General features: G+C 68.6%; 29 protein-coding genes and 1 tRNA gene. 21 read left to right on the top strand and 9 right to left on the bottom strand.

Annotated elements, in window-relative coordinates; translation table 11 throughout:
• Nucleotides 1-238: 238 nt before the first annotated feature.
• The 10 genes from AB0N02_RS37165 (at nucleotide 239) to AB0N02_RS37120 (ending at nucleotide 7,864) form a co-directional block, all read left to right on the top strand.
• The gene (locus tag AB0N02_RS37165; protein ID WP_363956665.1) at nucleotides 239-622 is read left to right on the top strand and encodes a hypothetical protein; all 384 of its coding nucleotides are present in this window, start codon (nucleotides 239-241) and stop codon (nucleotides 620-622) included.
• A 13-nt stretch (nucleotides 623-635) separates the two neighbouring features.
• Complete coding sequence (locus tag AB0N02_RS37160; RefSeq protein WP_363956662.1) at nucleotides 636-956, top strand: hypothetical protein; 321 nt, start codon at nucleotides 636-638, stop codon at nucleotides 954-956.
• 187 nt (nucleotides 957-1,143) lie between these two features.
• Nucleotides 1,144-1,881, top strand: a complete 738-nt coding sequence (locus AB0N02_RS37155) for a GntR family transcriptional regulator (protein WP_363956659.1) — start codon at nucleotides 1,144-1,146, stop codon at nucleotides 1,879-1,881.
• 112 nt (nucleotides 1,882-1,993) lie between these two features.
• The gene (locus AB0N02_RS37150; RefSeq protein ID WP_363956656.1) at nucleotides 1,994-2,500 is read left to right on the top strand and encodes a plasmid replication, integration and excision activator; all 507 of its coding nucleotides are present in this window, start codon (nucleotides 1,994-1,996) and stop codon (nucleotides 2,498-2,500) included.
• Nucleotides 2,497-2,829 carry a hypothetical protein gene (locus AB0N02_RS37145; protein WP_363956653.1) on the top strand — a complete coding sequence of 111 codons (333 nt, stop codon included), beginning with the start codon at nucleotides 2,497-2,499 and terminating at the stop codon, nucleotides 2,827-2,829. Before AB0N02_RS37150 ends, AB0N02_RS37145 begins: the two co-directional genes overlap by 4 nt.
• A gap of 87 nt (nucleotides 2,830-2,916) precedes the next feature.
• Nucleotides 2,917-4,365, top strand: a complete 1,449-nt coding sequence (locus AB0N02_RS37140; RefSeq protein ID WP_363956650.1) for an FtsK/SpoIIIE domain-containing protein — start codon at nucleotides 2,917-2,919, stop codon at nucleotides 4,363-4,365.
• Nucleotides 4,365-4,541: a hypothetical protein gene (locus AB0N02_RS37135; protein ID WP_363956647.1), complete on the top strand. Its 177-nt coding sequence runs from the start codon at nucleotides 4,365-4,367 to the stop codon at nucleotides 4,539-4,541. Before AB0N02_RS37140 ends, AB0N02_RS37135 begins: the two co-directional genes overlap by 1 nt.
• Complete coding sequence (locus AB0N02_RS37130) at nucleotides 4,538-6,316, top strand: replication initiator (protein ID WP_363956644.1); 1,779 nt, start codon at nucleotides 4,538-4,540, stop codon at nucleotides 6,314-6,316. Before AB0N02_RS37135 ends, AB0N02_RS37130 begins: the two co-directional genes overlap by 4 nt.
• A 1-nt stretch (nucleotide 6,317) precedes the next feature.
• Nucleotides 6,318-6,518: a helix-turn-helix domain-containing protein gene (locus AB0N02_RS37125; RefSeq protein WP_363956641.1), complete on the top strand. Its 201-nt coding sequence runs from the start codon at nucleotides 6,318-6,320 to the stop codon at nucleotides 6,516-6,518.
• Nucleotides 6,518-7,864, top strand: a complete 1,347-nt coding sequence (locus tag AB0N02_RS37120) for a tyrosine-type recombinase/integrase (RefSeq protein ID WP_363956638.1) — start codon at nucleotides 6,518-6,520, stop codon at nucleotides 7,862-7,864. Before AB0N02_RS37125 ends, AB0N02_RS37120 begins: the two co-directional genes overlap by 1 nt.
• A gap of 85 nt (nucleotides 7,865-7,949) precedes the next feature.
• Here the strand turns inward: AB0N02_RS37120 and AB0N02_RS37115 are convergent.
• A tRNA-Ser gene (locus AB0N02_RS37115) sits at nucleotides 7,950-8,039 on the bottom strand.
• A 265-nt stretch (nucleotides 8,040-8,304) separates the two neighbouring features.
• On the bottom strand, nucleotides 8,305-8,865 hold the full coding sequence (locus tag AB0N02_RS37110) for a YceI family protein (protein ID WP_363956635.1): 561 nt from the start codon (nucleotides 8,863-8,865) through the stop codon (nucleotides 8,305-8,307).
• A 101-nt stretch (nucleotides 8,866-8,966) separates the two neighbouring features.
• Between AB0N02_RS37110 and AB0N02_RS37105 the strand changes: the two genes are divergently transcribed.
• Nucleotides 8,967-9,446: a MarR family transcriptional regulator gene (locus tag AB0N02_RS37105; RefSeq protein WP_363956632.1), complete on the top strand. Its 480-nt coding sequence runs from the start codon at nucleotides 8,967-8,969 to the stop codon at nucleotides 9,444-9,446.
• 168 nt (nucleotides 9,447-9,614) lie between these two features.
• Here AB0N02_RS37105 and AB0N02_RS37100 read toward each other — a convergent pair whose 3' ends face one another.
• Nucleotides 9,615-10,133 carry a SigE family RNA polymerase sigma factor gene (locus AB0N02_RS37100; RefSeq protein ID WP_363956629.1) on the bottom strand — a complete coding sequence of 173 codons (519 nt, stop codon included), beginning with the start codon at nucleotides 10,131-10,133 and terminating at the stop codon, nucleotides 9,615-9,617.
• Between the two features lie 298 nt (nucleotides 10,134-10,431).
• On the opposite strand from AB0N02_RS37100, the gene AB0N02_RS37095 reads away from it, so the two are divergent.
• Together AB0N02_RS37095 and AB0N02_RS37090 are read left to right on the top strand one after the other, a co-directional pair.
• The gene (locus tag AB0N02_RS37095) at nucleotides 10,432-11,406 is read left to right on the top strand and encodes a hypothetical protein (protein ID WP_363956626.1); all 975 of its coding nucleotides are present in this window, start codon (nucleotides 10,432-10,434) and stop codon (nucleotides 11,404-11,406) included.
• Between the two features lie 5 nt (nucleotides 11,407-11,411).
• Nucleotides 11,412-12,257 carry a MauE/DoxX family redox-associated membrane protein gene (locus AB0N02_RS37090; RefSeq protein WP_363956623.1) on the top strand — a complete coding sequence of 282 codons (846 nt, stop codon included), beginning with the start codon at nucleotides 11,412-11,414 and terminating at the stop codon, nucleotides 12,255-12,257.
• A gap of 113 nt (nucleotides 12,258-12,370) precedes the next feature.
• On the opposite strand, the gene AB0N02_RS37085 is transcribed toward AB0N02_RS37090, so the two are convergent.
• Nucleotides 12,371-13,552, bottom strand: coding sequence for an ATP-binding protein (locus AB0N02_RS37085; protein ID WP_363956621.1), 1,182 nt, complete (start codon nucleotides 13,550-13,552; stop codon nucleotides 12,371-12,373).
• 542 nt (nucleotides 13,553-14,094) lie between these two features.
• Here AB0N02_RS37085 and AB0N02_RS37080 point away from each other — a divergent pair.
• Nucleotides 14,095-14,892 (top strand): M15 family metallopeptidase, encoded by a 798-nt coding sequence (locus AB0N02_RS37080; RefSeq protein WP_363956619.1) that lies wholly within the window; start codon nucleotides 14,095-14,097, stop codon nucleotides 14,890-14,892.
• A gap of 58 nt (nucleotides 14,893-14,950) precedes the next feature.
• Here AB0N02_RS37080 and AB0N02_RS37075 read toward each other — a convergent pair whose 3' ends face one another.
• Nucleotides 14,951-15,535 carry a TetR/AcrR family transcriptional regulator gene (locus AB0N02_RS37075; protein WP_363956616.1) on the bottom strand — a complete coding sequence of 195 codons (585 nt, stop codon included), beginning with the start codon at nucleotides 15,533-15,535 and terminating at the stop codon, nucleotides 14,951-14,953.
• Nucleotides 15,536-15,604: 69 nt separating this feature from the next.
• Here AB0N02_RS37075 and AB0N02_RS37070 point away from each other — a divergent pair, with 69 nt between their 5' ends.
• Nucleotides 15,605-16,336, top strand: coding sequence for an SDR family NAD(P)-dependent oxidoreductase (locus AB0N02_RS37070; RefSeq protein ID WP_363956613.1), 732 nt, complete (start codon nucleotides 15,605-15,607; stop codon nucleotides 16,334-16,336).
• A 447-nt stretch (nucleotides 16,337-16,783) separates the two neighbouring features.
• Here the strand turns inward: AB0N02_RS37070 and AB0N02_RS37065 are convergent, their stop codons facing one another.
• Together AB0N02_RS37065 and AB0N02_RS37060 are read right to left on the bottom strand one after the other, a co-directional pair.
• Entirely contained in the window at nucleotides 16,784-16,921 is a 138-nt protein-coding gene (locus AB0N02_RS37065; RefSeq protein WP_363956610.1) for a hypothetical protein, read from the bottom strand.
• Nucleotides 16,922-17,136: 215 nt separating this feature from the next.
• On the bottom strand, nucleotides 17,137-17,508 hold the full coding sequence (locus tag AB0N02_RS37060) for a hypothetical protein (protein WP_363956607.1): 372 nt from the start codon (nucleotides 17,506-17,508) through the stop codon (nucleotides 17,137-17,139).
• Nucleotides 17,509-18,021: 513 nt separating this feature from the next.
• Here AB0N02_RS37060 and AB0N02_RS37055 point away from each other — a divergent pair.
• From AB0N02_RS37055 to AB0N02_RS37045, 3 genes are read left to right on the top strand one after another with little or no spacing between them, the layout of a single operon-like run.
• Nucleotides 18,022-18,903 carry an NUDIX hydrolase gene (locus AB0N02_RS37055; RefSeq protein WP_363956604.1) on the top strand — a complete coding sequence of 294 codons (882 nt, stop codon included), beginning with the start codon at nucleotides 18,022-18,024 and terminating at the stop codon, nucleotides 18,901-18,903.
• 58 nt (nucleotides 18,904-18,961) lie between these two features.
• Complete coding sequence (locus AB0N02_RS37050) at nucleotides 18,962-19,990, top strand: permease (protein ID WP_363956601.1); 1,029 nt, start codon at nucleotides 18,962-18,964, stop codon at nucleotides 19,988-19,990.
• Nucleotides 19,987-20,892, top strand: coding sequence for a TIGR03943 family protein (locus tag AB0N02_RS37045; RefSeq protein ID WP_363956598.1), 906 nt, complete (start codon nucleotides 19,987-19,989; stop codon nucleotides 20,890-20,892). Before AB0N02_RS37050 ends, AB0N02_RS37045 begins: the two co-directional genes overlap by 4 nt.
• Nucleotides 20,893-20,964: 72 nt before the next feature.
• Here the strand turns inward: AB0N02_RS37045 and AB0N02_RS37040 are convergent, their stop codons facing one another.
• Nucleotides 20,965-21,732 (bottom strand): PrsW family glutamic-type intramembrane protease, encoded by a 768-nt coding sequence (locus tag AB0N02_RS37040; RefSeq protein ID WP_363956595.1) that lies wholly within the window; start codon nucleotides 21,730-21,732, stop codon nucleotides 20,965-20,967.
• Nucleotides 21,733-22,244: 512 nt separating this feature from the next.
• Between AB0N02_RS37040 and AB0N02_RS37035 the strand changes: the two genes are divergently transcribed.
• The 3 genes from AB0N02_RS37035 to AB0N02_RS37025 all read left to right on the top strand — a co-directional run bounded on the left by AB0N02_RS37035 (nucleotide 22,245) and on the right by AB0N02_RS37025 (nucleotide 24,189).
• The gene (locus AB0N02_RS37035; protein ID WP_363956592.1) at nucleotides 22,245-22,859 is read left to right on the top strand and encodes a hypothetical protein; all 615 of its coding nucleotides are present in this window, start codon (nucleotides 22,245-22,247) and stop codon (nucleotides 22,857-22,859) included.
• A 547-nt stretch (nucleotides 22,860-23,406) separates the two neighbouring features.
• A complete protein-coding gene (locus tag AB0N02_RS37030; protein WP_363956589.1) occupies nucleotides 23,407-23,688 on the top strand; it encodes a hypothetical protein in 282 nt (93 codons plus the stop codon).
• A 258-nt stretch (nucleotides 23,689-23,946) separates the two neighbouring features.
• Nucleotides 23,947-24,189, top strand: coding sequence for a hypothetical protein (locus AB0N02_RS37025; protein WP_363956586.1), 243 nt, complete (start codon nucleotides 23,947-23,949; stop codon nucleotides 24,187-24,189).
• Nucleotides 24,190-24,273: 84 nt separating this feature from the next.
• On the opposite strand, the gene AB0N02_RS37020 is transcribed toward AB0N02_RS37025, so the two are convergent.
• Nucleotides 24,274-24,513 (bottom strand): hypothetical protein, encoded by a 240-nt coding sequence (locus AB0N02_RS37020; RefSeq protein ID WP_363956583.1) that lies wholly within the window; start codon nucleotides 24,511-24,513, stop codon nucleotides 24,274-24,276.
• Between the last annotated feature and the right edge of the window lie 365 nt (nucleotides 24,514-24,878).

Here is a 24,878-nt window from a genome sequence, read left to right as displayed (position 1 = left end):
TTACCGACGAACACGAAGCGAGAGGAGACATAGACGAGACAAAGCGAAACGTCATGATCGCAGATGACACATGAAGGCGGTCGAGACGTGACGCGGTACCGGGAAATCCTCGGAACATGTCAGGGCGCTGCGGTTCATGCGGAGGACGGGGCTGGAAGTACATCAGTCCCCGGCGCGGGTTGCTGGCCGGAACCGGCGAGGGCAAGTCGTCTCTCCGGGTCAGGGGCGACTGCTCGGCATGCTGGGGCTCGCGCGTCCCGAAGGTCGATCGAAGGGCGAGACCATGAGGGGCTTGCAGGGCATGGGAGGCGTGTCGGCGTTGGACGTGGCCGAGTCGCTACGGGCCGCGCTGGCACACCAGGGGATCGCCGCCGACATCAATGGCGATCACGACCTGGCGGTGGTGTCGATCTGGGCCGGTCTGGCCGTCTGGTGCAACGCTGATCGCTTCTGGTGGAGCGTCGGCTGGAATCCCGCGACCCGGCGCCCCGTCTACGCCTATCAGTCGGCGGTGGAGCTCGAACGGGCTGCTCTGCGGGTCATACACCGCTACTTCGATCTCCGGCGGCAGAGCGGTCCTCCGGGTTCGGATTCTCCTCAGGTCGATCATGGGCCGCGTTGAGTTGGAGCCTCTGGTGGATGCGCAGCCCATTGAGGTACGGCAGGCCCGCGAACTGCTGCCGGGTGACTGGCTCGCCTTCGCGTACGGCCCCGCGATGGCCCCATGGGCAGGCGAGATGCTGCCCGTCCTGGCCGAGGGCGACAAACCGGTGGCCCCGTCGCCGGGGTGGACATGGGGACGGGTCACCAAGACGGGTGAGGCGTGGCGACGCACTTTCCCCGTGGTGGCCGACAGGTGGACGGTGTGGGTGCTGTGCGAGTTCGGCGATCAGTCGTCGATCATCACCGGCATCCCGCACGAGGTCATGATCGTGACCTGGCGTTCCGCCTCCTAGAACGAGTGCGGCGGTGAGATGGTGGGGCGTCTGGAGGGGGGCCTTACCGGCGCGGTTGAAAGGACTGGCGCAGGGAGTCCTGAGACCGGCACTCACCGCCGCACTCTTGCTCATGTGGGGAGATCGGCTAGGCAAGCCGCCCCACCAGCCCTATGCTGACGATAAGTCGAGCAGTTGGGTTATTGTCATGTCCCTGTCTGATGAGGAATACGCCCCGCCGAAGTACGCCCAGATCGTCACGGCGATTCGGCACAAGATCGCGGACGGCACCTATCCGCCTGGTTCGCGGTTGCCTTCGGAGTCTCAGCTCATCCGTGAGTTCGCGGTCAGCCGCCCCACGGTGGTGCGGGCGCTTCAGACGTTGCAGCTGCGCGGGATCATCGACCGCGAGCATGGCAGGGGCTCGTATGTGAAAACCCCGCCGCCCGGCGCGATGGAGGATTCCTCCCGGCCGGGCCGCGCCGTACTGGACCACCTGGAAGCCTCCGAGGGTGGAACCGTCATCGAGGCGGGAGCGCGGCCGGCGCCGAGCAACGTGGCCGCGATGTTCTCCTTCCCCGAGCACACGCCGGTCACGATGCGTCGTGTTCTGCTCAGCGAGGCCGACGAGCCGTGCGAGCTGGTGACGTTCTGGTCTCCGATCGAACTGGCCGAAGGGACGGACCTGGGGCGCGAGGCGCCGCTGACGGTGAGCGTTCGTCAGCACCTGCACAGCGTGAAGGGGCTGCGACTGGATCGGGTGGTGGAGCGCCTGGCCGCTCGTCATCCCCTGCCGCACGAGATCAAGGCACTGGGGCTGGGCAAGTCCGCGGCCGTGCTGGGGGTGCTGGCGCGGGTGTTCGACGCCTCGGGGCGGCTGGCGCTGGTGGTCGAGATCGCGCTTCCCGGTGCGCTGCATGAGCTTGAGGACTCGTACGCGCTGTGATGTGACTTAAGTCACACCGACTCTCGGAAACTTGTGTTGTCGAGTGGTCGTTGTCTGGGTACTGTCTAACTCGACAGTACGAGTTAACGACATTACGACAGGAGAAAGAGTCATGGCCATCCAGGGCCCCATCGCGATCGGCTTCGATCAGGTCTTCCCGCACGGCTGCTACCTGGTCGGGGAAGTGCAGCAGGTCAAGGACTTCGACGCCTCGACCGCCACCCGGGTCGTCTACGCCAAGGACAAGACCACCGGCCTTCCGGTCTGGCAGGTCTCCGTGGTCGACGCCGACCCCGAGGCCAAGGCCTCCCAGAAGTCGGTCACCGTCAAGATCCTCACCGAGGTCCAGCCCGTTCCCCCGCCGCCGCTGCCGGGCCTGCCGTTCACGCCGGTCGAGTTCGACGGCATGAGCGTCACCCCGTACGTCGGCCAGGACACCGGACGGCTCGCCTACTCGCTGCGGGCGCGGGCGATGCGCGCTCCCCGCGCCGCGGCCGTCCCCTCCACCAAGCACACCGCCTCGGCGTCGGCCAAGGACGCCACGACCACCACGACCAGCACGACCAGCACGACCAGCACGACCAGCACGACCAGCAAGGACAAGGAGATCGCAGCATGAGCGCTCGTAACGACTACCGGCCTTACACCTACGTCACCGCCTCCATCCACGACGGCGACACCCGGCTCGATGTGTCCTTCCACACCGCTGAGCTGTCGGTCATGGCGATGACCGTCCAGGGAATCCGCCCCTACCTGTGCTTCGGCAGCGCCGAGGGACAGTTGTCGATCTCCACCACCGGCGGCGGCCCGGTCACCTCCGCCGACCTGGGCCTGGCCCGCGAGATCGCCACCGCCGCCATCCGGTACCGCGACGAGTGCGAGCGGCTCTACGCCGTCCAAGCCATCGTTCCCGCCCCCTCGCCCAACCGGGACGACGACCCGGCCTGATCACGTAAGCGGGGCCGCTGGAAGTTGCAGCTCCCGGCGGCCCCTCGGTTCTCCCCAGACTCCACATCAAGGAAGGCCTTCAGCCTAATGTTCAAGAAACTGCCCGGCGACGAGGCGCAGCGTCTCGTCTCCACGACTCCTGACACCGCCGTGGTGTTCCGCCCGGCCGTGGTCCGTACTCCTGCCATGGTGACGCTGGTCATCTTCGCCTGGCGCACGGTCGCCGGACTCCTGCGGCTGCTGTGGCGTCACCCGATCGCCTCGGCCGTCGTCGCGGTGCCCGGTGTGATCTGGACCGTGTACGGCTGGCCGTACGGCCTCGGTGTCGTCGTCCTGCTGGTGGCCGTCCCGACCGGATGGGCGCTGGTCCACCGTGCCTCGTTCCTGCGCCTGATCGGCTGGCGGCTGCTGGCCTTCTGGCGCCTGATCTGGGTCTACCAGCAACGCTGGCACGCGGTGATGACCATCTCCGGCCTGGCCCGCAACATCGGCGGACGTGACTACCTGCCCCGCCTCCTGACCGTCCGCTGCACCTCGTGGGCCGACCTGGTCACCGTGAAGATCCTCACCGGTCAGGCCGTCTCCGACTGGGCCGACCGCACCGAGCAGCTGGCCCATGGGTTCGGGGCCGCTTCCTGCCGGGTCACCATCACCCGGTCAGGGCGTCTGCTGCTGACCTTTCCCCGGCGTGATCCGCTGGCCGTTCCTCTGCCTGCGATCCCGATTCCCGATGAGGCGTCGGTGGGGCCGGTGGAGATCGGCCGGTGCGAGGACGGCACCCCGTGGCGGCTCAAGGTGCATGGCACTCACGTTCTGGTCACCGGGGCCACCGGGGCGGGCAAGGGCTCCATCATCTGGTCGACTGTCCGGGGCCTGTTGCCCGCCGTTCGTGCGGGCCTGGCCGAGATCTGGGCGCTGGACCCCAAGCTCATGGAACTGTCCTTCGGACGGGACCTGTTCGGCGACCGTTACGCCGCCGATCCGGCCGCCTGCGCTGAGCTGCTGGAAGCCGCGGTGAAGGTCATGCAGGAGCGGGCGGGCCGCTTCGCCGGGGTCCGGCGCAACCACGTCCCCACCGTGGAGGATCCGTTCGTCCTGGTGGTGGTGGACGAGGTGGCGTTCCTGACCGCCTACCAGGCCGATAAGGGGCTCAAGATCCGCATTTCGGCGGCCCTGGCCACGCTCACCACCCAGGGCCGGGCGGTCGGGATCGGGGTGCTGGCCGCACTTCAGGACCCGCGCAAGGACGTCTTGAGCATCCGCAACCTGTTCCCCGACAAGATCGCCCTCCGGCTCGACGAGTCCGAACAGGTCGACATGGTGCTCGGCGACGGTGCTCGTGACCGGGGCGCGCTGGCCGACCACATCTCCCCCATCCCCGAGCAGGGCGCGGGCATCGCCTACGTCCGGTTGGAGACCTCGCCCGATCCGATCCGGGTCCGCGCCGGCTACGTCTCCGACGACGACATTCGCGACATGGTCGCCGTGTTCACCGCTGACACGCTGCCCCTGCCGCTGCTTGAAGAGGTGGGCTGATGCGCGTCATTGTCTGCGCCACCTGGGCCGAACTGCGCGCCTCCGGGCTGCTCGACCTCGACGACGCCGAGATCCCGCCGCGCTTCGTGCTGGTGAACCTGCGGCTGCACCGCGATCCCTACGGCGACGCCTACCGGCTGTACGCCGACGTCCTCGACCGGAAGGAGGCCATGTGACTCACACCGCCCACCCGTCCACCCCCAACGGCGCTGACCGGACCCTTCCCCGCCTCGTCCGCGACACCCTGCCCCTGGCCCTGGACGTCGCGGTGGAGGTCGCCAAGCTCAACGGCGTCTGCATCCGCCCGATCGAACTGCGCCGCTTCGACACCCACACCGGCACCAGCGAACCGTTCGACATCCCGTGTGGCACCACCAACGAGGCCAAGTGCCCACCGTGCGCCAAGCGCAACAAGCAGCTACGCAAGGCGCAGTGCCGAGAGGGCTGGCACCTGGAGGCCGAACCCGTCGCCGAACCGCACCCCAGCACCGCCGATCAGCGCTGGCTGATCGAGTTCCGGGCCGACGTGCAGGCCAAGCGCGACCAGGCCGAACGCGACGGCCAGGACGTGGCCGACTGGGACGAGGCCATCGCGGGCATCGACGCCGAGATCAACACCGCTGGAATGCGCGGCAACGTCACCGGCGGCCGGACCGCTCCCCGCCGCTCCCGCTCTACCCGGCGCCGTCAGGACGCCCCGGATCTCCCTCGACGGGCCAAGCAGGACACCACCCTCGGGCGAACCTTCGTCGCCCCGGACGGCAAGGTGTTCCGGCCCTCGCTGTTCGTCACCCTCACCCTGCCGTCCTACGGCAAGATCCGCCCCGGGCAGGGCGTACCCGTCGATCCGGCCACCTACGACTACGCGGCGGCGGCCCGCGATGCCCTGCACTTCTCCAAGCTCGTCGACCGGTTCGTGCAGAACCTCCGCCGGGTCGCAGGCTATGACGTGCAGTACTTCGCCACCGTGGAACCGCAAAAGAGGTTCGCGCCGCACCTGCACATGGCGATCCGCGGGACCCTGCCCCGCGCGGAGATCAAGGCCATCGCCGCCGCCACCTATCACCAAGTGTGGTGGCCGACCATCGATGAAGTCCGCTTCGAGGGCGACCACCTGCCGGTCTGGACCGAACGGGATGAGCAGGACGAGCCGTACCCGGACGGGCAGGCCGGCGACTACCTCGACCCCGTCACGGGGGAACTCCTGCCCACTTGGGAGCAGGCCCTCGACCAGCTCGGCGCCGACGACGACGCCGAACCCCTGCACGTGGTCCGCTTCGGCGCTCAGGTCGATGTCCAAGGGGTCATCGCGGGCTCGCCGGACGCGCACAAGCGCATCGGCTACCTCACCAAGTACCTCACCAAGAGCCTGGGCGACACCCTCGACCTCGACCAGGACAACAAGGAAGGCCAGGGCGATGAGGACACCCCCGACCCGGCCGTGTCGGCCGCCCGTGAGGCGACCAACCGGGCTCGCCGGGACCACGCGACCCGGCTGGTAGAGGCACTGCGCTACGAACCGTGCTCACCGACGTGCGCCAACTGGCTGCGGTACGGCGTGCAGCCCAAGAACGCCAAGGCGGGCATGATGCCGGGCCGGTGCAAGGGCAAGGCGCACAAGGCCGAACACCTCGGCTACGCGGGCCGTCGCGTCCTGGTCTCCCGTAAGTGGTCGAACAAGACCCTGCGCGACCACAAGCAAGACCGCCGGGCCTGGGTGCTCGACACGCTCGGCCTGCCCGACGGCGATACCGCCACCGACCCGCACCGCTACATCTGGCGGCCGGTCTCGTCCAAGGACCCGACCCGAACCCCGCTGGCCGTACGGCTGCTGCGCGGCGTGGCCGACCGGCACCGGACCAAGGCGCGACTCGACGAACTGCGCGCCAGAGCCGACGGCAGACCCCTCACCAACCTTTCGGCAACCACGGCACTGGGAGAGGCGGCCTGACATGGAACCACTGTTCTACCGGCCCAAGGACGCCGCCGTGATGCTCGGCATGAGCCGTACGGCCGTCTTCCGGCTGATCAAGACCGGTGAACTCAAGTCGATCAAAGACGAGGGGTACCGCCTCGTCCCCCGGTGGGCGCTGGACGAGTTCGCCCGCGCGCTGGAGGCCAGGGCGGGCCTGACGCGAGAGGAGGCGGCGTGATGGCCAAGAAACCGGACGGCCGGTCATCCATCTATCTCGGCAACGACGGGTACTGGCACGGCTGGGTGACCATGGGCATCAAGCCGGACGGCTCCCCCGACCGTCGTCACCGGATGGCCAGGACAGAGGCCGAGGTGACGCGCAAGGTCGCCGAACTGGAGAACAGCCGGGAGGCCGGACAGGTCACCGGGCCGGGCCGTACGCCGACCGTCGCCGAGTGGATGACCGAGTACCTCGACGTGATCTGTGAGCGGCTCGTGGCCTCCGGCAAGATGGCGCCGCGCACGCTGACCGACTACCGGTCCAAGACCCGGCACTGGATCATCCCGCTGCTCGGCAAGCACCGGCTCAACCGGCTGGCCCCCGAGCACCTCGACACCGCGTACACAGCGATGTTGGAGAAGAACCTCTCCACGAGCACCGTCCTGAAGGTCCACCGCATCCTGTCCCGGGCGCTGACGATCGCCGTACGGCGCGGCAAGATCACGCGGAACGTCGCGACGCTCGTCGACGCCCCGTCGGCCGCGACCGTCGAGATCGAACCCCTGACCCGCGAGGAGGCCCGCAGCATCCTCGACGTGGCCGGTACCCGGCGGAACGGGGCACGCTGGTCGGTCGCCCTGGCCCTGGGCATCCGGCAGGGTGAGGCGCTCGGGCTCCGCTGGCAGTACGTCGATCTGGAGACCGGCGTGATCAGGGCGTGGTTCCAGGTTCAGCGCACGGAGTGGCGGCACGGCTGCGCCGATCCGCACAGGTGCGGGGAGAAGTGGCACCGCTGGCCATGCAAGAAGAGGTGTAGAGACCACGGGCACCTTCCCGGCTGCAAGGAGGGCTGCACGAAGCAGGGGCACACTTGCTACAAGCGGACCTGTCTCAAGGACTGCACGGGGCACGCCGACAGGTGCCCGAAGCGTTCGGGCGGGGGCATCGTCTTCCGGCAACGCAAGGGCCGGAGCAGGCTCACTCTCCAGTGCCCGCCGGAGTTGCTCGCGATCCTCAGGGCGCATCGCAGGGCCCAGACGGCGGACCGGTTGAAGGCGGGGGATCGCTGGGAGGATCACGATCTCGTGTTCGCCACCCGGTACGGCGGGCCGATCGAGCGGACCGAGGACTGGAAGGTGTGGAAGGTGATCCTGCGGCAGGCCGGGGTGCGGGACGTCCGGGTGCACGACGCCCGCCACACGGCCGCGACGCTGCTCGTCGAGCAGGGGGTGAACATCCGCGTCGTTCAGGAGGTGCTCGGCCACACGCGGGTCACCACGACCGAAAGATACGCCCATGTCTCCACGCCACTGATGCGCGATGCCGGGGAGCGACTGGCCTCGGCCCTGTGGGGAAAATCCTGAGCGTTGCAACTAGCGATGCAACTACGACGCTCCTGGAGATCAGAAAGGCCCTCCCCCCGTTGTCGGAGAGAGGGCCTTCCACCTGCGGAGGCTCGGGGATTTGAACCCCGGATGGGCGATGAACCCAAACCGCATTAGCAGTGCGGCGCCATAGACCTGACTAGGCGAAGCCTCCCGGTTGCCGTGTGGCTCAGCACAGAGTACCGGCCATCAGGCGAGGCGGCAAAGCGGTTACGGGTCGCGTCGTCGCGGAGGAATCCCAACAAGTTATCCACTCCTGTGGATAACTTTGTGCACACCTGTGGAAGGAGTCGGGTTACCGCAGATGAGAACGGTGGGCGAGCTGGGGATTCTTGGTCCGCGAGACGGGAGATCCCACTCCCTGGACGCGGCAAAGGGCCCCCTCCCGCGACGGGAGGAGGCCCTGTGGATCACGCGCCTCAGGCGGGGTTGGCCTCGCCCTCGATCTCAATCTTGATCTTCTTGCCGACCAGGACGCCGCCGGTCTCCAGCGCCTGGTTCCAGGTCAGGCCGAACTCCTCGCGGTCGATCTCGGTCGTGATGGAGAAGCCCCACACCGACTGACCCCACGGGTTGGTGCCGGCGCCGCCGTACTCGACGGTGAGCTCGACCTGCTTGGTGACGTCGCGGACGGTGAGGTCGCCGAGTACGGTGAACTCGCCGTCGGAGTAGCCGACCACGCGGGTGCTGCGGAAGGTGATCTCCGGGAACTTCTCCACCGCGAGGAAGTCCTCGCTGCGCAGGTGACCGTCACGGTCGGCGACGCCGGTGCTGATGCTCTCGGCCTTGATCGCGAGCTCGGCCGACGAGTCCAGGGGGTTGTCGGCGACGGTCACACTGCCGGAGAACTGGTCGAAGTGGCCGCGGACCTTGCTCACCATCATGTGCTTGACGACGAAGCCGATCCGGGTGTGGGCGACGTCGAGCTTGAAAGCTCCGGGGGTGGGGAGCTGAAGGTCTTCCCAGGTCCGAGTGGTCATGATCTTCTCCGAAGAAGTGCTTGCTGTGCGGATGCTTGCTTCAACAGATTTCTACACGAGGAATATTCCTCTCGTCAACTATCGTCGGATACAGTGGGAGCGTGATCCCCTTTGATGACTCCCGGCTCACCGCGATGGGTCTGCTCGCCGAGGCCTTCGGCGGCCTCGCGGCGAAGACTCACCTTTCCTTCGCCGCGGCCGGGCTTTCGGACATCGACTTCGAAACCCTCATACGGCTGGCGCGCTCCCCCGGCAGGCGCCTGCGCATGAGTGACCTGGCCGCGCAGACCAGCCTGTCCACCAGCGGCGTGACCCGGGTGGTCGATCGGCTGGAACGCGAGGGGCTGGTGATGCGGCAGGCGTGCCCGACCGACCGACGGGCCTCCTACGCCGCGATCACCGAGGCCGGCACCGAGCGACTCAAGGCGGTACTGCCCCAGCACCTGGCGGACATCGAGGAGTGGTTCACCGGCCTGCTCTCCCCCGAGCAGCTCAGTGCCTTTCTGGACGCGTTGAGAACGATCCGCGACGCCGTACGGCCATGCGCGACGGCGGGGGCCGAGGCCTCTCCCACCGACTGACGGTGACCCGGCTCTCGACCCTCTCCACCCTCTCGACCGGTGGTCCCGGCTCAGCGGACCGACGGCTCCGGGCCGCGCCTGCGACGGACGGACACCGGAGCGCGGACGGACACGGGGCTGAGAGGCCGTCCACCCGTCGGCCGCGTCACGGCCCCCTGGGCGGTGCGGCTAGTGTTGCGGCTCCAGTTGCCGCTGTTCCGGGATCGTGAGGTCGCCCCGGAGCCGGGCCATCGCCCGGGAGACCGTGCTCTTGACCGTGCCCACGCTGATCCCCAGTGCCCTGGCGATCTCCGGTTCGGTCATGTCCTCGTAGTAGCGCAGCACGACGGCCGTCCGCATCCGGTTGGGCAGCCGGTCCAGGGCCCGTTCCACCTGCTCGGGCAGATGCCCGTGATCACCCGCGAGAGCCGGTTCGGGAATCTCCTCCGAGGGATACTCCTCCAGTTTGCGACGCCGCCACCAGGAAATGTTGATGTTGACCATCGCCCGGCGCACGTACGCGTCCAGTGCCGCGCGGTCCTGGATGCGATCCCAGGCGAGGTAGGTCCGGAAAAGCGCGGCCTGCAGCAGATCCTCGGCGTCGTTGGGATGTCCGGTGAGCTGGTGGGCGATGCGCAGCAGTGCGGGACCGCGAGCAACGACGTACTCGCGGAACTCCTCGTGGGTCCCGCCGGTCACCGCGATCACCAGCCCGTGGTCAGGTGCGTCTCGTGGCCAGAATCGCAGCCGGAGCCCATGATCCGGCTGAACCGGAACCTATATTTCATCCCACCAATGGCAAAAAACACCGCAGCCCGGTGACAGGAGGCCGGCGTGGTGTTGGGTACTGGTTTGTCGTAGAACAGGAGGCAACGCGTTCCACCAGGGATGGGAATTTTGATACATGGTCGGGCACCTGCCGTGATTATTGGTGGAAGCGAACGGCGTACCCCTCGCAAGCATGTGACGCTGGCTGGGAGACCTTTGCGAAACATGGGGAGTGACGATGCCGTACCGCAGCGCTGACCGTCGTCGCGCACTGACCGCGGCCGCGCTCGGCAGGCCCCTCGCCGACCCCGGCCCCGCCCTTGAGCCCGGCTCCGAGGCGACCGCCGACGAAGGCGAGCCCCCGCGGGCGATCACCGGCGAGATCCTGGACGTCAGCCCGCATCTGATCATCATCGACACGCCGGAGGGCAGGGAGGAGCGGCTCGTCATCGCGCCCTGGGCGACCGCCTGGCGCGGGGAGACCGTCACCCCCGCCGACCTGCCGATCGGCGCCCATGTGATCGTCAGAGCCCTGCGCGCGGGCCGCGTCGTGGAGCGGATCTGGGCCGACATCACCCGCATCACCGGGGTGATCCAGTCCGTCGACACCGGGCGCAGAGATCTCACCGTGGAGCTGTACTGCGGGCCCCACCGGGGACGGCGGACGATCGTCATCCCCTACGGAGCCTCGGGACGGCTGCGGGTCAGGCATCCGAAGTTCGAGCCGGGCTACCTGTTCGACGCCATCGGGATCCGCGAGGACGGCGTGGCCCACGCCCGCCTGCCCGCGACCTCGCAGCCGCCCTACCGCTGGACGGCCGTACCGCAACCGCCCCCCGGCTACAGCGGCACGCAGTCCCGGATCTCGGGGACCTCGACCTGGTCGGACACCTTCGACTGGGGCGAGCGCGGGGCGGCCTATCCCATGCTGGAACGTGCCGACAGCGACTGCCAGGACGCCGGTGTGTCCTGTACGGCACTGCCCTACCTCGCGCTGGGCTCGGTGCTCAGCGTTCGCAACGTGTGCGCCGGGCGAACCTCGGTGTTGCCGATCGTCGCGTGCGGCTGTCTGGCGGGCCGGTTCTGCGACCGGTGCCTGGAGTGCGGCACCTCTCCACGCGGCAGGATCGTGGAGCTGTCGCCGGTCTCCTTCGTGGAGCTCGGCGGAGACCTGACCAAGGGGTGTTTCAACGCCCGGGTCGGATTGGGGTGACACAGATGCTGACGATGATCGCCGCCGCGCAGCTACCGGTGCTGGGCGCGCTGCTGGCGGCGGGGGCCCTGTCCAAGGTGTGGACGGCCATGGGAGAGACGGGACCGGGCGCGCTGAGCAGGTTCGGGCCCGCGGTGCTCGTGACCGACCGCTGGCGCGCGTCCGCCATGTTCGGCTGCGCGGCCGGGGAGGCGGTGCTGGTGGCCGGTCTGGTGGCGACGGGCCATCCCGTGTTCCGCTGGGCCACGGCCGGTTTCTTCGCCGTCTCCACCTACGTGCTGTGGGAGCTGCGGCGCCGCCGTCCCGACGTGGGCTGCGGCTGCTTCGGCGAGGTCAGCGCCGTCCCGGTCGGGCTGCGCTCGCTGGGGCGCACGATGGTGCTGACCGCCATGGCCGCGGGGCTCCTGTGGACTCCGGAGGTCCCCGGCTGGTCGTTGCTGACCGGCATGACCTGGTCGCAGGGGCTGGCCACGGCCGGAGGACTGCTGGTGCTCGCCGTACTGTCGCCGGAGATCGAGGAGGCGGCCGCCCGGCTGCGGTATCGCGCCCCGTGCGAGCAGCGGCCGCTCGACCCGGCGCCCGCGCTCAACCGCCTGCGTTCGAGCACGACCTGGCGCGCGCACAAGGAGCTGCTGCTGAGCACCGATCCGGTCGACAGCTGGCGGGAACTCTGCTGGAGGTTCTTCGTCTATCCGGGACGGAGTCACTCCGGCGAGCAGGTGGACGTGGTTTTCGCGATCTATCTGAGCGGGCGGCACCCCGCGATACGGGTGGCGATGGTCGGCTTCGACGGCCGGCCCGTGGAGGATGCCTCTCTGGAGGAATCTATGCCCGTATCCGTCGGACGCTAGAGATCCCTAGATTTCTCTAGGACGGCAGGATTCAGCTCTATATGGCTCTCTAGCTTCCCCACTAGAGAGCCATATAGAGGGCTAGTGCCTGTCACAGTATATCGAACGTGTGTTCAGGCGGGTTGAGAACGCAGAAACTTTCCGAAGTGTGGCACGGTGAACGCGATCAACCCGCGCTCGGCGCTGTAGATCAGACCCTTCTTGATGAGGCTGTCACGGGCCGGAGAGAGGCTGGACGGCTTGCGGCCGAGCCCCTCGGCCACGTCGGCGGTGGCCACCGGCTCGTCGCCGATGGAGGCCATCGCGTGCATGTAGTCGCGCTCGGCGGGGGTGGCCCGCTCGTAACGGCTGCCGAAGAAGCCGACCGCCAGTTCCTCCTCGGCCTCCGGCGCCGAGACCCTGATGTCGTCGGCGGTGATCGGGCTGCGCAGCGCCAGGTCCCAGGCGACCTTGCCGTAGGCCTGGACGAAGTAGGGATAGCCGTCGGCCGCCTCGTAGAGCGCGTCGAGGGCCTCCTGGGTGAACTCGACACCCTCACTCTCGGCCGGGGCGATGAGCGCCAGATCCGCCGCCTCACGGTCGAGCCGGTCGATCCTGGCGTAGCGGAAAAGCCGCTCGGAGTAGCTCTTACTGGCCGACAGCACGCTGGGCAGGTGCGGCAAGCCCGCCCCGACCACGATCAGCGGGCCGCCGCTCTGGGAGAGCTCGTGGCAGGCGGCGCAGAGCGCGGAGACGTCCGGCGTCTGCACGTCCTGCATCTCGTCGATGAACAGGGCGATGCCGACCCCGAGGTCGGTGGCGACCGCGGCGGCGTCGACGAACAGCTCGGTGAGGTCGATCTCCAGGTCTCCGGAGTCGGCACGGCCGCGGCTGGCGGGCACGTCGATCCCGGGTGACCAGTGCGAGGTGCCCTTGGCCGCGCCGGGGTCGCGCATCGCGAACGCCTTGAGCACACCCAGGAACTCCTCGATGCGCTCGGGCGCGCGGTGCCGGGGGGCCAGCTCGCGGACGGCCAGGTGCAGCGCGGCGGCCACCGGACGCCGGATCGACTGGTCGGGCCGAGCCTCGATCTTGCCGGTGCCCCACAGCCGCTGCATGGCCATGGACTTGAAGGTGTTCAGCAGGACGGTCTTGCCGACGCCCCGCAGGCCGGTGACGACCATGCTGCGCTCGGGGCGGCCACGGGCCACCCGTTCCAGGACGATCTCAAACTGCTGTAGCTCTCGGTCGCGCCCGGCAAGCTCCGGAGGGCGCTGCCCCGCGCCGGGGGCGTAAGGATTGCGCACGGGGTCCACGCTCTCGGACTTTATGACGGGATATAGCGGCCGACGTAGATTTCCGTAGAAAGAGCTACGGCGTGTCGCGCGTCGCCGGGCGGAGGCGCGCGGAGCCGGGACGGGGGCCGTCAGCGGCATCGCGAGCATCGCCATGACACACCCCTCACCTGGACGAACGTCGCCCGAACCCGTGTTCGATCCGATGCCCACGACTGTAGCGCCACTTCGAACACAGGGGCGAGACTTTCGAAGAAAAGCTCGGCCAAAGAACGTCGACGCCCCCACCGATACGCACGAAAGCGGGGCGAAAGCCGTGACAGAGAGCGTCGCGCCGGAGAGTGCCGTGACAGAGAGCCTGGAACGGCGACGCGTCCTCACGGTTCCGCGGCCCTACGGCCCACGCCTCGCATCCCACAGCCCGCGACCCCGCGACCCCGCGACCCCGCGACCCCGCGACCCCGCGACCCCGCGACCCCGCGACGACTACCCGTTATCACTTCAAGTAGCTGGACAACTACAATGAAGACTTGTCCTTTTTATCCGGCGTGAGACAGCGACAGATGAGAGGCTCTCGATTCGTGATGCGCATCCAGGCGACGCTCGTGGTGGCCGTCGGCTGCCTCGCGGCGGCATGCGGTACGACCACCGCCCCACAACCCGCACAGCCCGGCCGGCAGGCACAGGCGACCCAGGGCGCGCAGGCCGCCCAGCCCCCTGCGGCGTCCTCGCCCGCCCCCTCGGCGGCACCGACCTCCGCCGCCCCGGCACCGACACCGACCCGCACGGGGCCGCCGAAGTTCACCGCCAAGGTGTCCAAGGTCACCCGTGACCAGGTCCGATACTCCTGGCGGCCCGGCTGCCCCGTCCCGCTCGACAACCTGCGGATGATCACGATGACCTACTGGGGATTCGACGACAAGCCGCACACCGGACGGATGGTCGTGAACAAGGACGCGACCGACGCCATCACCACCGTCTTCGGCCGCCTGTACGGCTGGCGCTGGCCGATCTACAAGATGGAGCCCGTCGACGCCTACAAGGGCGACGACTTCGACTCCATCGACGCCAACAACACCTCGGCCTTCAACTGCCGCGCGGCGACCGGGTCGAGCAACTGGTCCCAGCACGCGTACGGCAGGGCCGTCGACATCAATCCCCTCCAGAACCCCTACGTGTCCTCGGACGGCACCGTGGCGCACAAGAACGCCCGCAGGTACGCCAAGCGCCCGGTGCACGAGCCCGGCGTGATCAATCCCGGCGACCGGGTGGTCAAGGCCTTCCAGCAGGTCGGCTGGGAGTGGGGCGGCTACTGGACGGGGATCAAGGACTACCAGCACTTCTCGAAGAGCGGGAACTGACTTCCGCGGCCACGCGCCTTCGCCGTGTTCGTGACCGTCCGGCCGCCCGGGGACCCGGCTACGGGCGGGCCCGTACGGCCATCGCGGCCAGTTCGGGCGCCTGGCCGGGATGGAGCGGGGGCGTCGCGGTCAGCAGGCGCAGGTAGATGACTCCCAGAACGGCCTCCGCGGCCAGCGTGGCGTTCGGGAGGCTCAGCCGCCCCTCTCGCCGGGCCCTTTCCATGACGGGCTCCAGGGCCGCGTACTGGTGCCGATGAGCCTGCGACAGGACCTTCCCGAGGGCGTCGTCGGCCGCCATGCGGGGGGCGAGCTGTTTGATCAGCTCTCCGGCGAGGGTGGTCGTCAGCACGGTGATCTTGTCGCGGAGCAGGGTTTCCAGGGCGACGGCGACGTCGTCGTCCTCCGTGACGGTCTCGCCCACCTGGGCGAAGGCCATGTCCACCGCGTCGGAGACCAGCGGGGCGATGTCAGACCAGCGGCGGTACACGGTCGGGCGGCCGACGCCCGCGCGGCGCGCGACGGCCTCGATGGTCGTCTTCGCCAGGCCGTTCTCCACGACGATCTCGAGCGTGGCCTGCAGGATGCGCCGGGAGGCGTCACTGTCACGGGGTCTGCCACCGCGGGGCCGGTCGATGTCGCGCATGGGGTCATCTTCTCACCCAGATACGTTACGATACACAGACGTAACATATCTGGGTGAGAGGAGCGGATCATGTCCCTGGCGCTGATCACAGGAGGGTCGCGCGGAGTGGGCGCCGCGCTGGCGCACGAGCTGGCGGAACGCGGATACCGGCTGCTGCTGTGCGGCAGGGACGCCGACGCCCTGGAGCAGGTCGCGGCCGGCCTGCCGCAGGCGACGGCGGTCCGGTGCGATCTCTCCGACGTGACACAGCTGCGCGCTCTCGCCGAGACGGCGGCCCACCTGGGAGAACTGTCCCTGCTGGTCAACAACGCGGGCGTCCAGGACCTCTACTGGCTCGGCGACCTGACGCCGGAGCAGGGCTGCGAACGCATCGACCGGGAGATCGCGATCAACCTGACCGGTCCCCTGCGGCTGACGGCGTACTGCCTGCCGCTGCTGAGGGCCCGGCCGCGCTCCCGGATCGTCAACGTGACCTCCGGGCTGGCCATCGCGCCCAAGCGGGACGCGGCGGTGTACTGCGCGACCAAGTCGGGCCTGCGCACCTTCACCCGGAGCCTGCGCTACCAGGAACAGGCCGCGGCGTCGGGGGTCGCGGTCACCGAGGCGATACTGCCGCTCGTCGACACGGCCATGACCGCGGGCCGGGGGAAGGGAAAGATCAGCGCACGGGACGCCGCCCGCGCCATCGCCCGCGCCGTCGACCGGAACCGCGACCACGTCTACGTGGGAAAGGCCGGGCTGCTCAACGTGCTGCACCGGGTGAGCCCCCGGCTGACCCACCGGATGATGCGCGACAGATGACCCGGGCCGACCGGCGCGCAGGCCGGCCGGGATCCGGCGGGCGAACGCCGTACGACGAGGGGGTGCCCGTCGTACGGCGGCGTACGGCCACGGGCCGCGCGACTGCTCTAGGACATGTCCAGTCGCGCGGCCCGATCGTCCCTCGCCTGTTGGTGCCGCACCGCACCGCATCGCAGACGGTAACGCTCGCGACCGATTTCGACATCGGCAGTTTTACCTATGTCACCCGTTGTTCCCGGACCGAATTCCCAGAACCCGCGTCCGGGGCGGGGCCCGTCCGCCGACGGCGCCGGCCCGGTCCAGCCCGGTCCGGCCCGATCCGGCCCCTGCGGGCCATGGGCTACGCCCAGCCGCCTCTCTGGAAAAATGCCCGATGGAAAACGTCCGCGACCTCCCCGGAACGGTGTTTAAAACCCCACCCTCACGGGGAGGCTCGGTTTACCGAGGTCAGGCGACATCAACCCGGGTGCAACGTTCAACGGCGCCGGAGAGACCGGGAAGACGGATATCACCGCTCACCGTACCGGCGCCGCGAACGACCTCGAACAGGGTGAAGGCGTAAAACTGCCACACCGACTGTTCCATGAACGACACGCATCCCCTGTACCGGTTACCCCATGAACGATATACGGTCATCACGCCGATTGTTTCACAAGCGTCGCAAGGTCACCGTACGCCGTTTCACGAGTGGCGCTTGATCGCCACGTCAACCGGTCCACTGACAACATGCGGTCACACATCGGATACGCCAGATGGCGTCCTCAGCGGGGATAGCGGGAGTGGCTTCAGCCACTGGGCTGTCAGCCGCCCCCCGGGTTCTGTGCCCCCTGATTCCTCACGCTTCCTTGAGGGCTTCCGCTCCCCTGGCCGTACCCCTTGCCGGTGCCCTGGCTGTACCCCTGGCCAGTGCCCTGGCGGTACCCCTTACCAGTAGTGCCCTGGCCGTGCCCCTGGCTGTACCCCTTGTTGTACCCCTCGCTGTATCCCTTGCTGAACCCCTGGCTGTACCCCTTGCCGGTGCCCTGGTTGTGCCCCTTGCTGGTGCCCTGGTTGTACCCCTTGCCGGCGCCCTGGTTGTACCTGCCGGCGCCCTGGCTGTGCCCCTGGGGATACTTCTGAGCGCTGTCGGAAGCCCCGGGTCCCGGAGGATTAGCCAGATTCACCGTATTCAAGGCGTTGGTGGTAACCGACGCCTCGGATGCCTGAGCCGCCCCAAAGGTCAAGGCTCCCAGAATCGCCGCGCCAAGCGGGATCGCCAACCTCATGTTACGCATGGCTATTTCCTTCCGTATTCGTCTGATCCCATAAATCCATCGTTACGTACCGGCATGGGGGTGCGTCCATATGTCTTGGCAGACAACGGATGGAGAGAGTGACGCTTCCGGCCTTGACGATGAACGGAGATTTCAGAAACCGGCTTTCCGCATAGGACGGGATTGCCAATGAAATATGGGCGCATTACGCTGAAGCAGTCTTCTGACGGATCAGCGGGGGAGGCCGGAGGAGAGCCGCCCCGGCCTCGCTGTTCCCTCACTCCGGACCACCGCGCTTCGAACCGCTCACGGTCCGGGACCTCGCCCCTCGGGCGCCCGAACACTTCTCCCCCCGGCTCACCCACCGGTACCCGGCCGTGCCGGAACGGCCCGCCCCCGGCGGGCGACGCCCCTTGATGCATGATTGGTCCCATGGCGGCCAAGGACGGGGACGGCTGGGCCCAGTGCGATCGCGGGCATCGGCACTGGGGAGTGCACGGCGCGTCCGGCCTGCTCGCCGTCCACCACGACACCGCCGGGACACCGCATGTACTGATGCAGAAGCGTTCCATGTGGAGTCATCACGGCGGCACCTGGGGCCTGCCCGGTGGCGCTCTCGACAGCCACGAGGACGCCGTCTCGGGCGCGCTCAGGGAGGCCCGCGAGGAGGCGGCCCTGAACGGCGAGGGACTACGGGTCCAGGGCGTCTATGTGGACGACCACGGCGGCTGGTCCTTCCAGACCGTGATCGCCGAGGCCTCCGGCCTGCTGGAGGCCGCTCCGGCCAACGACGAGAGCACCGACCTGCGCTGGCTCACCCCCGATGAGATCCTCGCCAGGAATCTGCACCCCGGCTTCGCCGAGACCTGGCCGGAGATCAGCCGGGTGCTCGCTCCTGTCCTGGTGATCCTCGATACCGCCAACATCGTCGGCGCCCGTGCTGAGCACGGCTGGTGGAAGGACCGCGCCGGAGCCGCCGCCAAACTGATCTCCGAGGTCGGCGCGTTGGGCGCGGGCGGTGTCCGGGCGCTTCCCGGCGGCCCGGCCGCCCTGACCCGGTGGTTCCCCCGTTTCGCCATGGTCGTCGAGGGTGCCGCCCGGGACGTCGCCTCGGTCTCCGGTGTCTCGGTGATCTCCGGTGTCTCGGTGGTCGCCGCCCCGGGCAGCGGCGACGACGCCATCGTGCGGGCCGTACGGGAGGCCGCGCCCTGGGAGCACGTCCTGGTCGTCACCGCCGACCGCGGCCTGCGCGGACGGGTCACCGAACTGGGGGCCGAGGTGACCGGTCCCCGATGGTTACTGTCTCAGCTTTGACCAGCCCGTCTGGAATGTTCCACGTGGAACATCGGCGGAACCTGTCACGATACGGATCATGTCCGAGCTTCGAACCGACTCCCGGAGCGCCTGGGACCAGGGGGACGAGACCGTACCTCCCGATTCGTGGGGGCGTGACGTCTCGCCGGGGCGGTCGCTGCCGTGGGGGTTCGCGGTCGTCGTCACCCTGCTGGTCGTGGGACGGTTCACGGTCGCGTCCCAGCTGACGTCACCCGCGCTCCGGACCTGGGCCACGATCTTCGTGGCCATCTGCGTGCAGGCGCTGCCGTTCCTGGTCTTCGGCGTGGCTCTGTCCGCCGCGATCACCGCGTTCGTCCCGGCGACCTTCTGGACCAGGGCCCTGCCGAGGAACCCCGCGGCCGCCGTACCCGTCGCGGGCGTCGCGGGTGCGGTACTGCCCGGGTGCGAGTGCGCGTCGGTGCCTGTGGCGTCGGGGCTGATGGCGCGGGGCGTGACGCCGGCCGCCGCGCTGGCCTTCCTGCTCGCCTCACCGGCGATCAACCCGGTCGTACTGGTCGCGACGGCCGTCGCCTTCCCCGGACAGCCGATGATGGCGGCCGCCAGGTTCGGGGCGTCACTGACGGTCGCGGTCCTGATCGGCTGGCTCTGGCTGCGTTTCGGCCGGAGCGAGTGGCTGCGGATCCCCGCGCGCCCGCACGGGGAGGGGCCGAGGCTGACGCGGTTCGCCGAGGCGATGCGGCACGATCTGCTGCACGCGGGCGGGTTCCTCATCGTCGGCGGCCTGGCCGCCGCCACGCTCAACGTCACGGTTCCCCGGGAGTGGCTGACCGTGGTGGCCGGGGTGCCGTTGCTGTCGGTGGTGACGATGGCCCTGCTCGCGGTGCTGCTGTCGATCTGCTCGGAGGCCGACGCGTTCGTGGCCGCCTCGATGACCGCGTTCTCACCGACCGCGAAGCTGGCCTTCCTGGTGGTCGGGCCGATGGTGGACCTGAAACTGATCGCGCTTCAGGCCGGTACGTTCGGCAGGGCGTTCGCGATCAGGTTCGTCCCGTTGACCCTCGCGCTCGCCGTTCTGGTGAGCGTTCCCTTCGGGGGGCTGCTGTGAACCGTGTGACCCAGAACCTGATCCTGACCCTGCTCGGCTGCGCCGTACTGCGGATCTCGGCGTTCTCCACGACCTACCTCAACTACGTCAAGCCCGGTTTCCGGCCGTTCCTGATCGCCGCGGGGGTGGTGCTGGTGCTCCTGGGCGTCACCGGGCTGCTCCCCTCCCGAGTCCTCCGGATGCTCCGGATGCTCCGGATCTCCTCGGCTTCCCGGGCCTCCCGGGCGGGCGAGACCGCCTCCGGGGGAGTCCACCACCGTCCGGACGATCACCGGGGCAGCGGCTCCCCTTCGCGCCCCGGGCCCGAGGACCACAGCCCCGAGGAGCACGGCCAGCGGGACCACGTGCAGGGGAAACACGGCCACGGAAGCCATGGGTACGGAGACCACGGCCACGACCATTCCAGCGGTCCCCGGGTCGCGTGGCTGATGTGCCTGCCGGTGTTCGCGATCTTCCTGATCGCCCCGCCCGCGCTGGGCTCGTTCGCCGCCGCCCGGTCGGACACCCCGCCGCCCCGCGATCTGGCCGCCTCCTCCTTCGCCCCGCTGGCCGGCGACGGCCCGGTGGACATGCCGATCAGCGAGTTCGTCGGCCGGGCGTGGGACGACGACAACAGGTCCCTCACCGGCCGCCAGGTCAGGCTGACCGGCTTCGCCGTCCCGTCGAAGAGGAAGGGTCAGTGGTACGTGACCCGCATGCAGATTGCCTGCTGCGCGGCCGACGCGTTCCCGCTGAAGGTCGCGGTCAGGGGGCTCCAGGCTCCTCCGGAGGACACCTGGGTGGAGGTCACCGGGACCTGGATTCCGCACACGTTCGGCAGGATGCCCAACGGGGTCGTCTATCCGGAGCTGGCCGGGACGGATCTGGTGAGGATCGGCGCGCCGGCCGAGCCGTACGAGTAGGGCCGCCCCGGCCGGGGGCCGTCCTGCCCCCTTCCAAGGCGGACGGTGGTCCCGGACGGGGCGGGAGCGATGTCAGAGGCGGCCGGACACGGGTTCAGGAAGTTTCGCCGGGTTCAGGTCGCGGGTGGCCCGGTGGAACAGCCAGTAGCTCACCGCGGCGACGACGGGGAAGAAGAGCCTGAGCGGGCCGGGGATGTCGAGGGTGAGCAGTCCGTCGTTGAGCGAGTGCAGTACGGCCGCCGCCGCGAAGGCCCCGGTGACGGCACTGGTGACCACGACCCGCCCCTTGGCCTGCCAGACCCCGAAGGCGGTCGCGCAGACCAGGCCGGTCCAGGCCAGGTGGCTGAAGGGGGTGGTGAGCCCGCGCATGAACAGCACCATGCCCGCCTCAAGGGCGCTGTTGTGGCTGATGCTCTTCCAGGCGTACGACATCGACTCCATGATCGCGAAGCCGGTGGCGCAGGACAGTCCGAGCGCGACACCCGCGGATTTGCTGAGGTGATGGCCGGTGAACGCGACGGCGAGGAGGGGGACGAACTTGGCCGCCTCCTCGATCCAGCCGACCCTCAGGATCGAGGGACCGTTCTTGTCGGCGATGAACAGGGAGTCGAAGTATCCGCCGAGTAGGAGAGCGACGCCCCCGCCGAACAGGAACATCCCCACCAGGGTGACGCCTGGGACGCTGTCTCCGACTCCGGTCCTGTCGTGGATGGCGACGAGGAGGGCGATCGGGCCGGCCGCGGCGCCGTAGAAGAACGCCGCCGGCAACACCGCGCGGTTGCCGACCGCCTCCATCATGGAAATCAGTGCGGCCGACAGCGCCATCATTGCGATCCACACTTTGAACCATCTATGCCGATAGAACCTTAAATGTCCTCGCATGAGAAGTAATTCCCCGTTTGGGGTTACGCAAATTCGGGCGAACGGTGCATCATTCCCTAAAGACCAAAGATCGCCCCTGCTTCGACGATCAAGCCGCTCACCATGAAGACGATCACCACGAAGACGGCGGGAACCGGCCATCGCCCCGACCGCCCGACCGGCTCGATGGTCCTCTCACGCGCCCCGGGCCGGGAGGCCACCGCGCACCGGCCCGCGACGATCGCCGGGGACGGGCAACCGCCCGCGGGACCGCGGCCCGGCTTTGAGATCGCTCTGGCTTGGAGATCGCTGTGGCTTTCAGGTCGTCGTGGCCGACCAGAGGCGGTGAGAGTTAAGATCAATTCCGTCGCCCCCCGTACTCCACCATCCGTTCCCGACCCATCTGTCCGTTCCCGCCGACCCCTCGGAGGTCTCAGGTGGGCCATCCACCGCAGTACGGCCGGTCACCGCGGGGCGAGACAGGCCGGGGTGTGGCCGCGATCCTGATTCTGGTCATCGGTGTGCTCATCGCGGCGGTGGTCACCGTGATGACGCTGCTCACCCCCGCTCCCACGTCGAAGAGCACCCCCACCTTCCAGGGCCCCGAGCACACGGAGCCGGCGGTACGTCAGGCCGCCCAGCTCGCGCTCGACGCCTACTCCAGCGGTTCCTACGGTGACTTCTGGGACCTGTGGAGCGCACAGGCCCAGGGGCTGATCAAGCGCGAGGACTACGTCAGGCTGCTCCAGCTCTGCCCGCCGCCCACCCAGGACGCCCGGTTCACCATCGACGTCGTCACGATCACCGGCGACACCGCCAACGTACACGCGGCCAGGACCGGGGAGACGAGCGACTTCGACTTCGTCTTCGAGGGCGGATCGTGGAGATACACCCCGTCACCGGCGCAGCAGCAGGAGTACCGGGGCAGAACAGCCGACCAGCTGGCCCAGGAACGGCGCTCCGCGGGCACCTGCGGTACGGCCACCACGCCCTCCACCCCTACTCCTGCCCCGACCTCCGCCCCGACCCCTGTCCCGTCCGTCCCGTCACCGGGGCAGTCCTTTCCCGGTGGAAATACCGGCGAAACAAGCACACCCGCAACATGACGGTCGCCGTTTCTCGGCGGCAAAAAAGCCCACGGCGACCCCCGGGAGACGTTGAAATCCGGCAAACCCTCGCTATGTCATGACATCGACGGCTTGGGTGGCCCGAAAAGGCCTGTGCGGGTGCCGGTCAGGGGTGCCGGAATATCGGATATCGGGATACCGGACGCACCGGAGCGGCGAGGAACACATCACCGCCCGCCCCTCCGCCCATCAGCTCCTCGCCACCCCTCCTCCCCTGGTCGGCCCGCATCTCATCCGACCGGCACGCCCACCTCGGCCGTCCCGTCGCCGAGCGGTACGGCCGGCCCGGCGGTCAAGGGCGGCGGAAAGCGAAGCAAAAACGATCACGAGCATGAGCATGGACGAGGACCGGACAATCTCTGCAAAGAATCATCGCGACCCTTTATGAATACCCCAGCGCACCCCTATCATGTAAATCATCTGTCAACTTTGTGGTATTACCGAAATGTCATGAATATTGTGAGATCGGCAGCCCTTCCGGGCGGCTGATTCGCGCTCCCACGAGAAGTGACGGAGGCCGGTCCAGATGAATGTGCACGTGGGGATCGCGATGCTGTTCGCCCTGGGAATCGGCGCACTCGGGCTGTACGTGCTGGCGACCGATCGACTGCCCGGGTGGATCCGCAGCCCCGACCGCTACGAGCCGCAGGCGTACGGCTGGGCCAAGCTGTTGATGGCCACGTTCATCACGATGATCATCATGCCCCAGGCCGTGGAACTGCCCTACGGGCTCGTGATCGGGCTGACGACGCTGGGCCTCGTGGCGGCGGTGGCGTCCTGGTGGCTGACCCTGAAGCGTGTCCGCTGAACCCGAAGCGCGCCCATCGCCCCCGAAGCGCGTCCGCTGAACCCGAAGTACGCCCATCGCCCCCGAAGCGCGTCCACAGGCAACGTTCCCGGCGCGCCGGTGCCCTCGGCGCCCGCCCCTCCCGTCACCGCGACGACCGCCCGCCTCACCCGCACGAGCGGCACAACCTCGGTATCGCGCTTCGTGATCTTCAACTCCGTACGGGGTGGGAAACCGCCGGGCGGATAGTATCCGCGCGTGGATCAAGGTCGGCCGCTCGTGCGGGAGCTGTTCCCGGATCTCGTCACAGAGCTCATCTCCTGCCTGCGGAAAGAGGGGGAGGAAGACCTCGCGGTCTCCGCCTGGGACATCCGGTTCTACCGGGAATGCGGCTGCGGCGATGACTTCTGCCGGAGCTTTCACACGGCCGAACCCCCGGACGGGGCATACGGCCCCGGGCACAGAAACGTGCCCCTGCTCCCGGCGAAGGGCTACCTGATCCTCGACGTCGTCGACGGGTAGATCGTGTTCGTCGAGGCCCTGTACCGTCCGGACCTTCGAGGTCAGGCGAGCTGAGAGCGTCGGCCCGCGGAGCCCCTCACCGGCTCATCGAGCGGACCGCCACCACTTCCTGACGGCGGCCCAGGTCGCCGTCGTCCACACCCACAGGCCCAGGCAGGCCATGGCCAGAAGAAACAGACCGTACGCGTAGCACCACCCGCTGTCCCCCTCGGTGAACTCGCGAACTCCGGAATAGGCCCAGTAAGGGATTGAAATGGGAAGAAGGATCTTCTCCCATAACCAGCCGAAGTCGGACTGCCCACCGGACGACTCTTCTGCGGCCACACCACCACTGTAAAAGCCCTCCTCGCCCCCCGCGATCTTCGAACCCGGCCGCACCGACCCCGGCCGAGCCAGGCCGGGTCGGCCGAATCGAGCCCGGCCATGCCGTGCCGGGCCACGTCCAGCCGTGCCGAGCCGGGCCGCGCCGGTGACCGCTCACCTTCACCCATGGTCGTGACCGCCCTGCTACCCCGCTGCCGCGGGTCGCACGAATCCGCACTGGACGGATGCTACACACACGTGTAGCTTCATGAACTATTGAGTAGTCAGCTGTACCGACGAACAGGAATGCCTCCGACCCGGCCCCCGGTCCAGCCGCCCAGTCCGACCTTCCGGACAGACCTTCCAGACAGGCCGGACAGACCTGC

Source organism: Streptosporangium sp. NPDC051022 (assembly GCF_040683035.1).
In the GTDB taxonomy this organism is placed as follows: Bacteria; Actinomycetota; Actinomycetes; order Streptosporangiales; family Streptosporangiaceae; genus Streptosporangium.
Note: the sequence above shows the minus strand (reverse complement) of the source record. Positions and strands in the feature narration are given on the sequence as shown.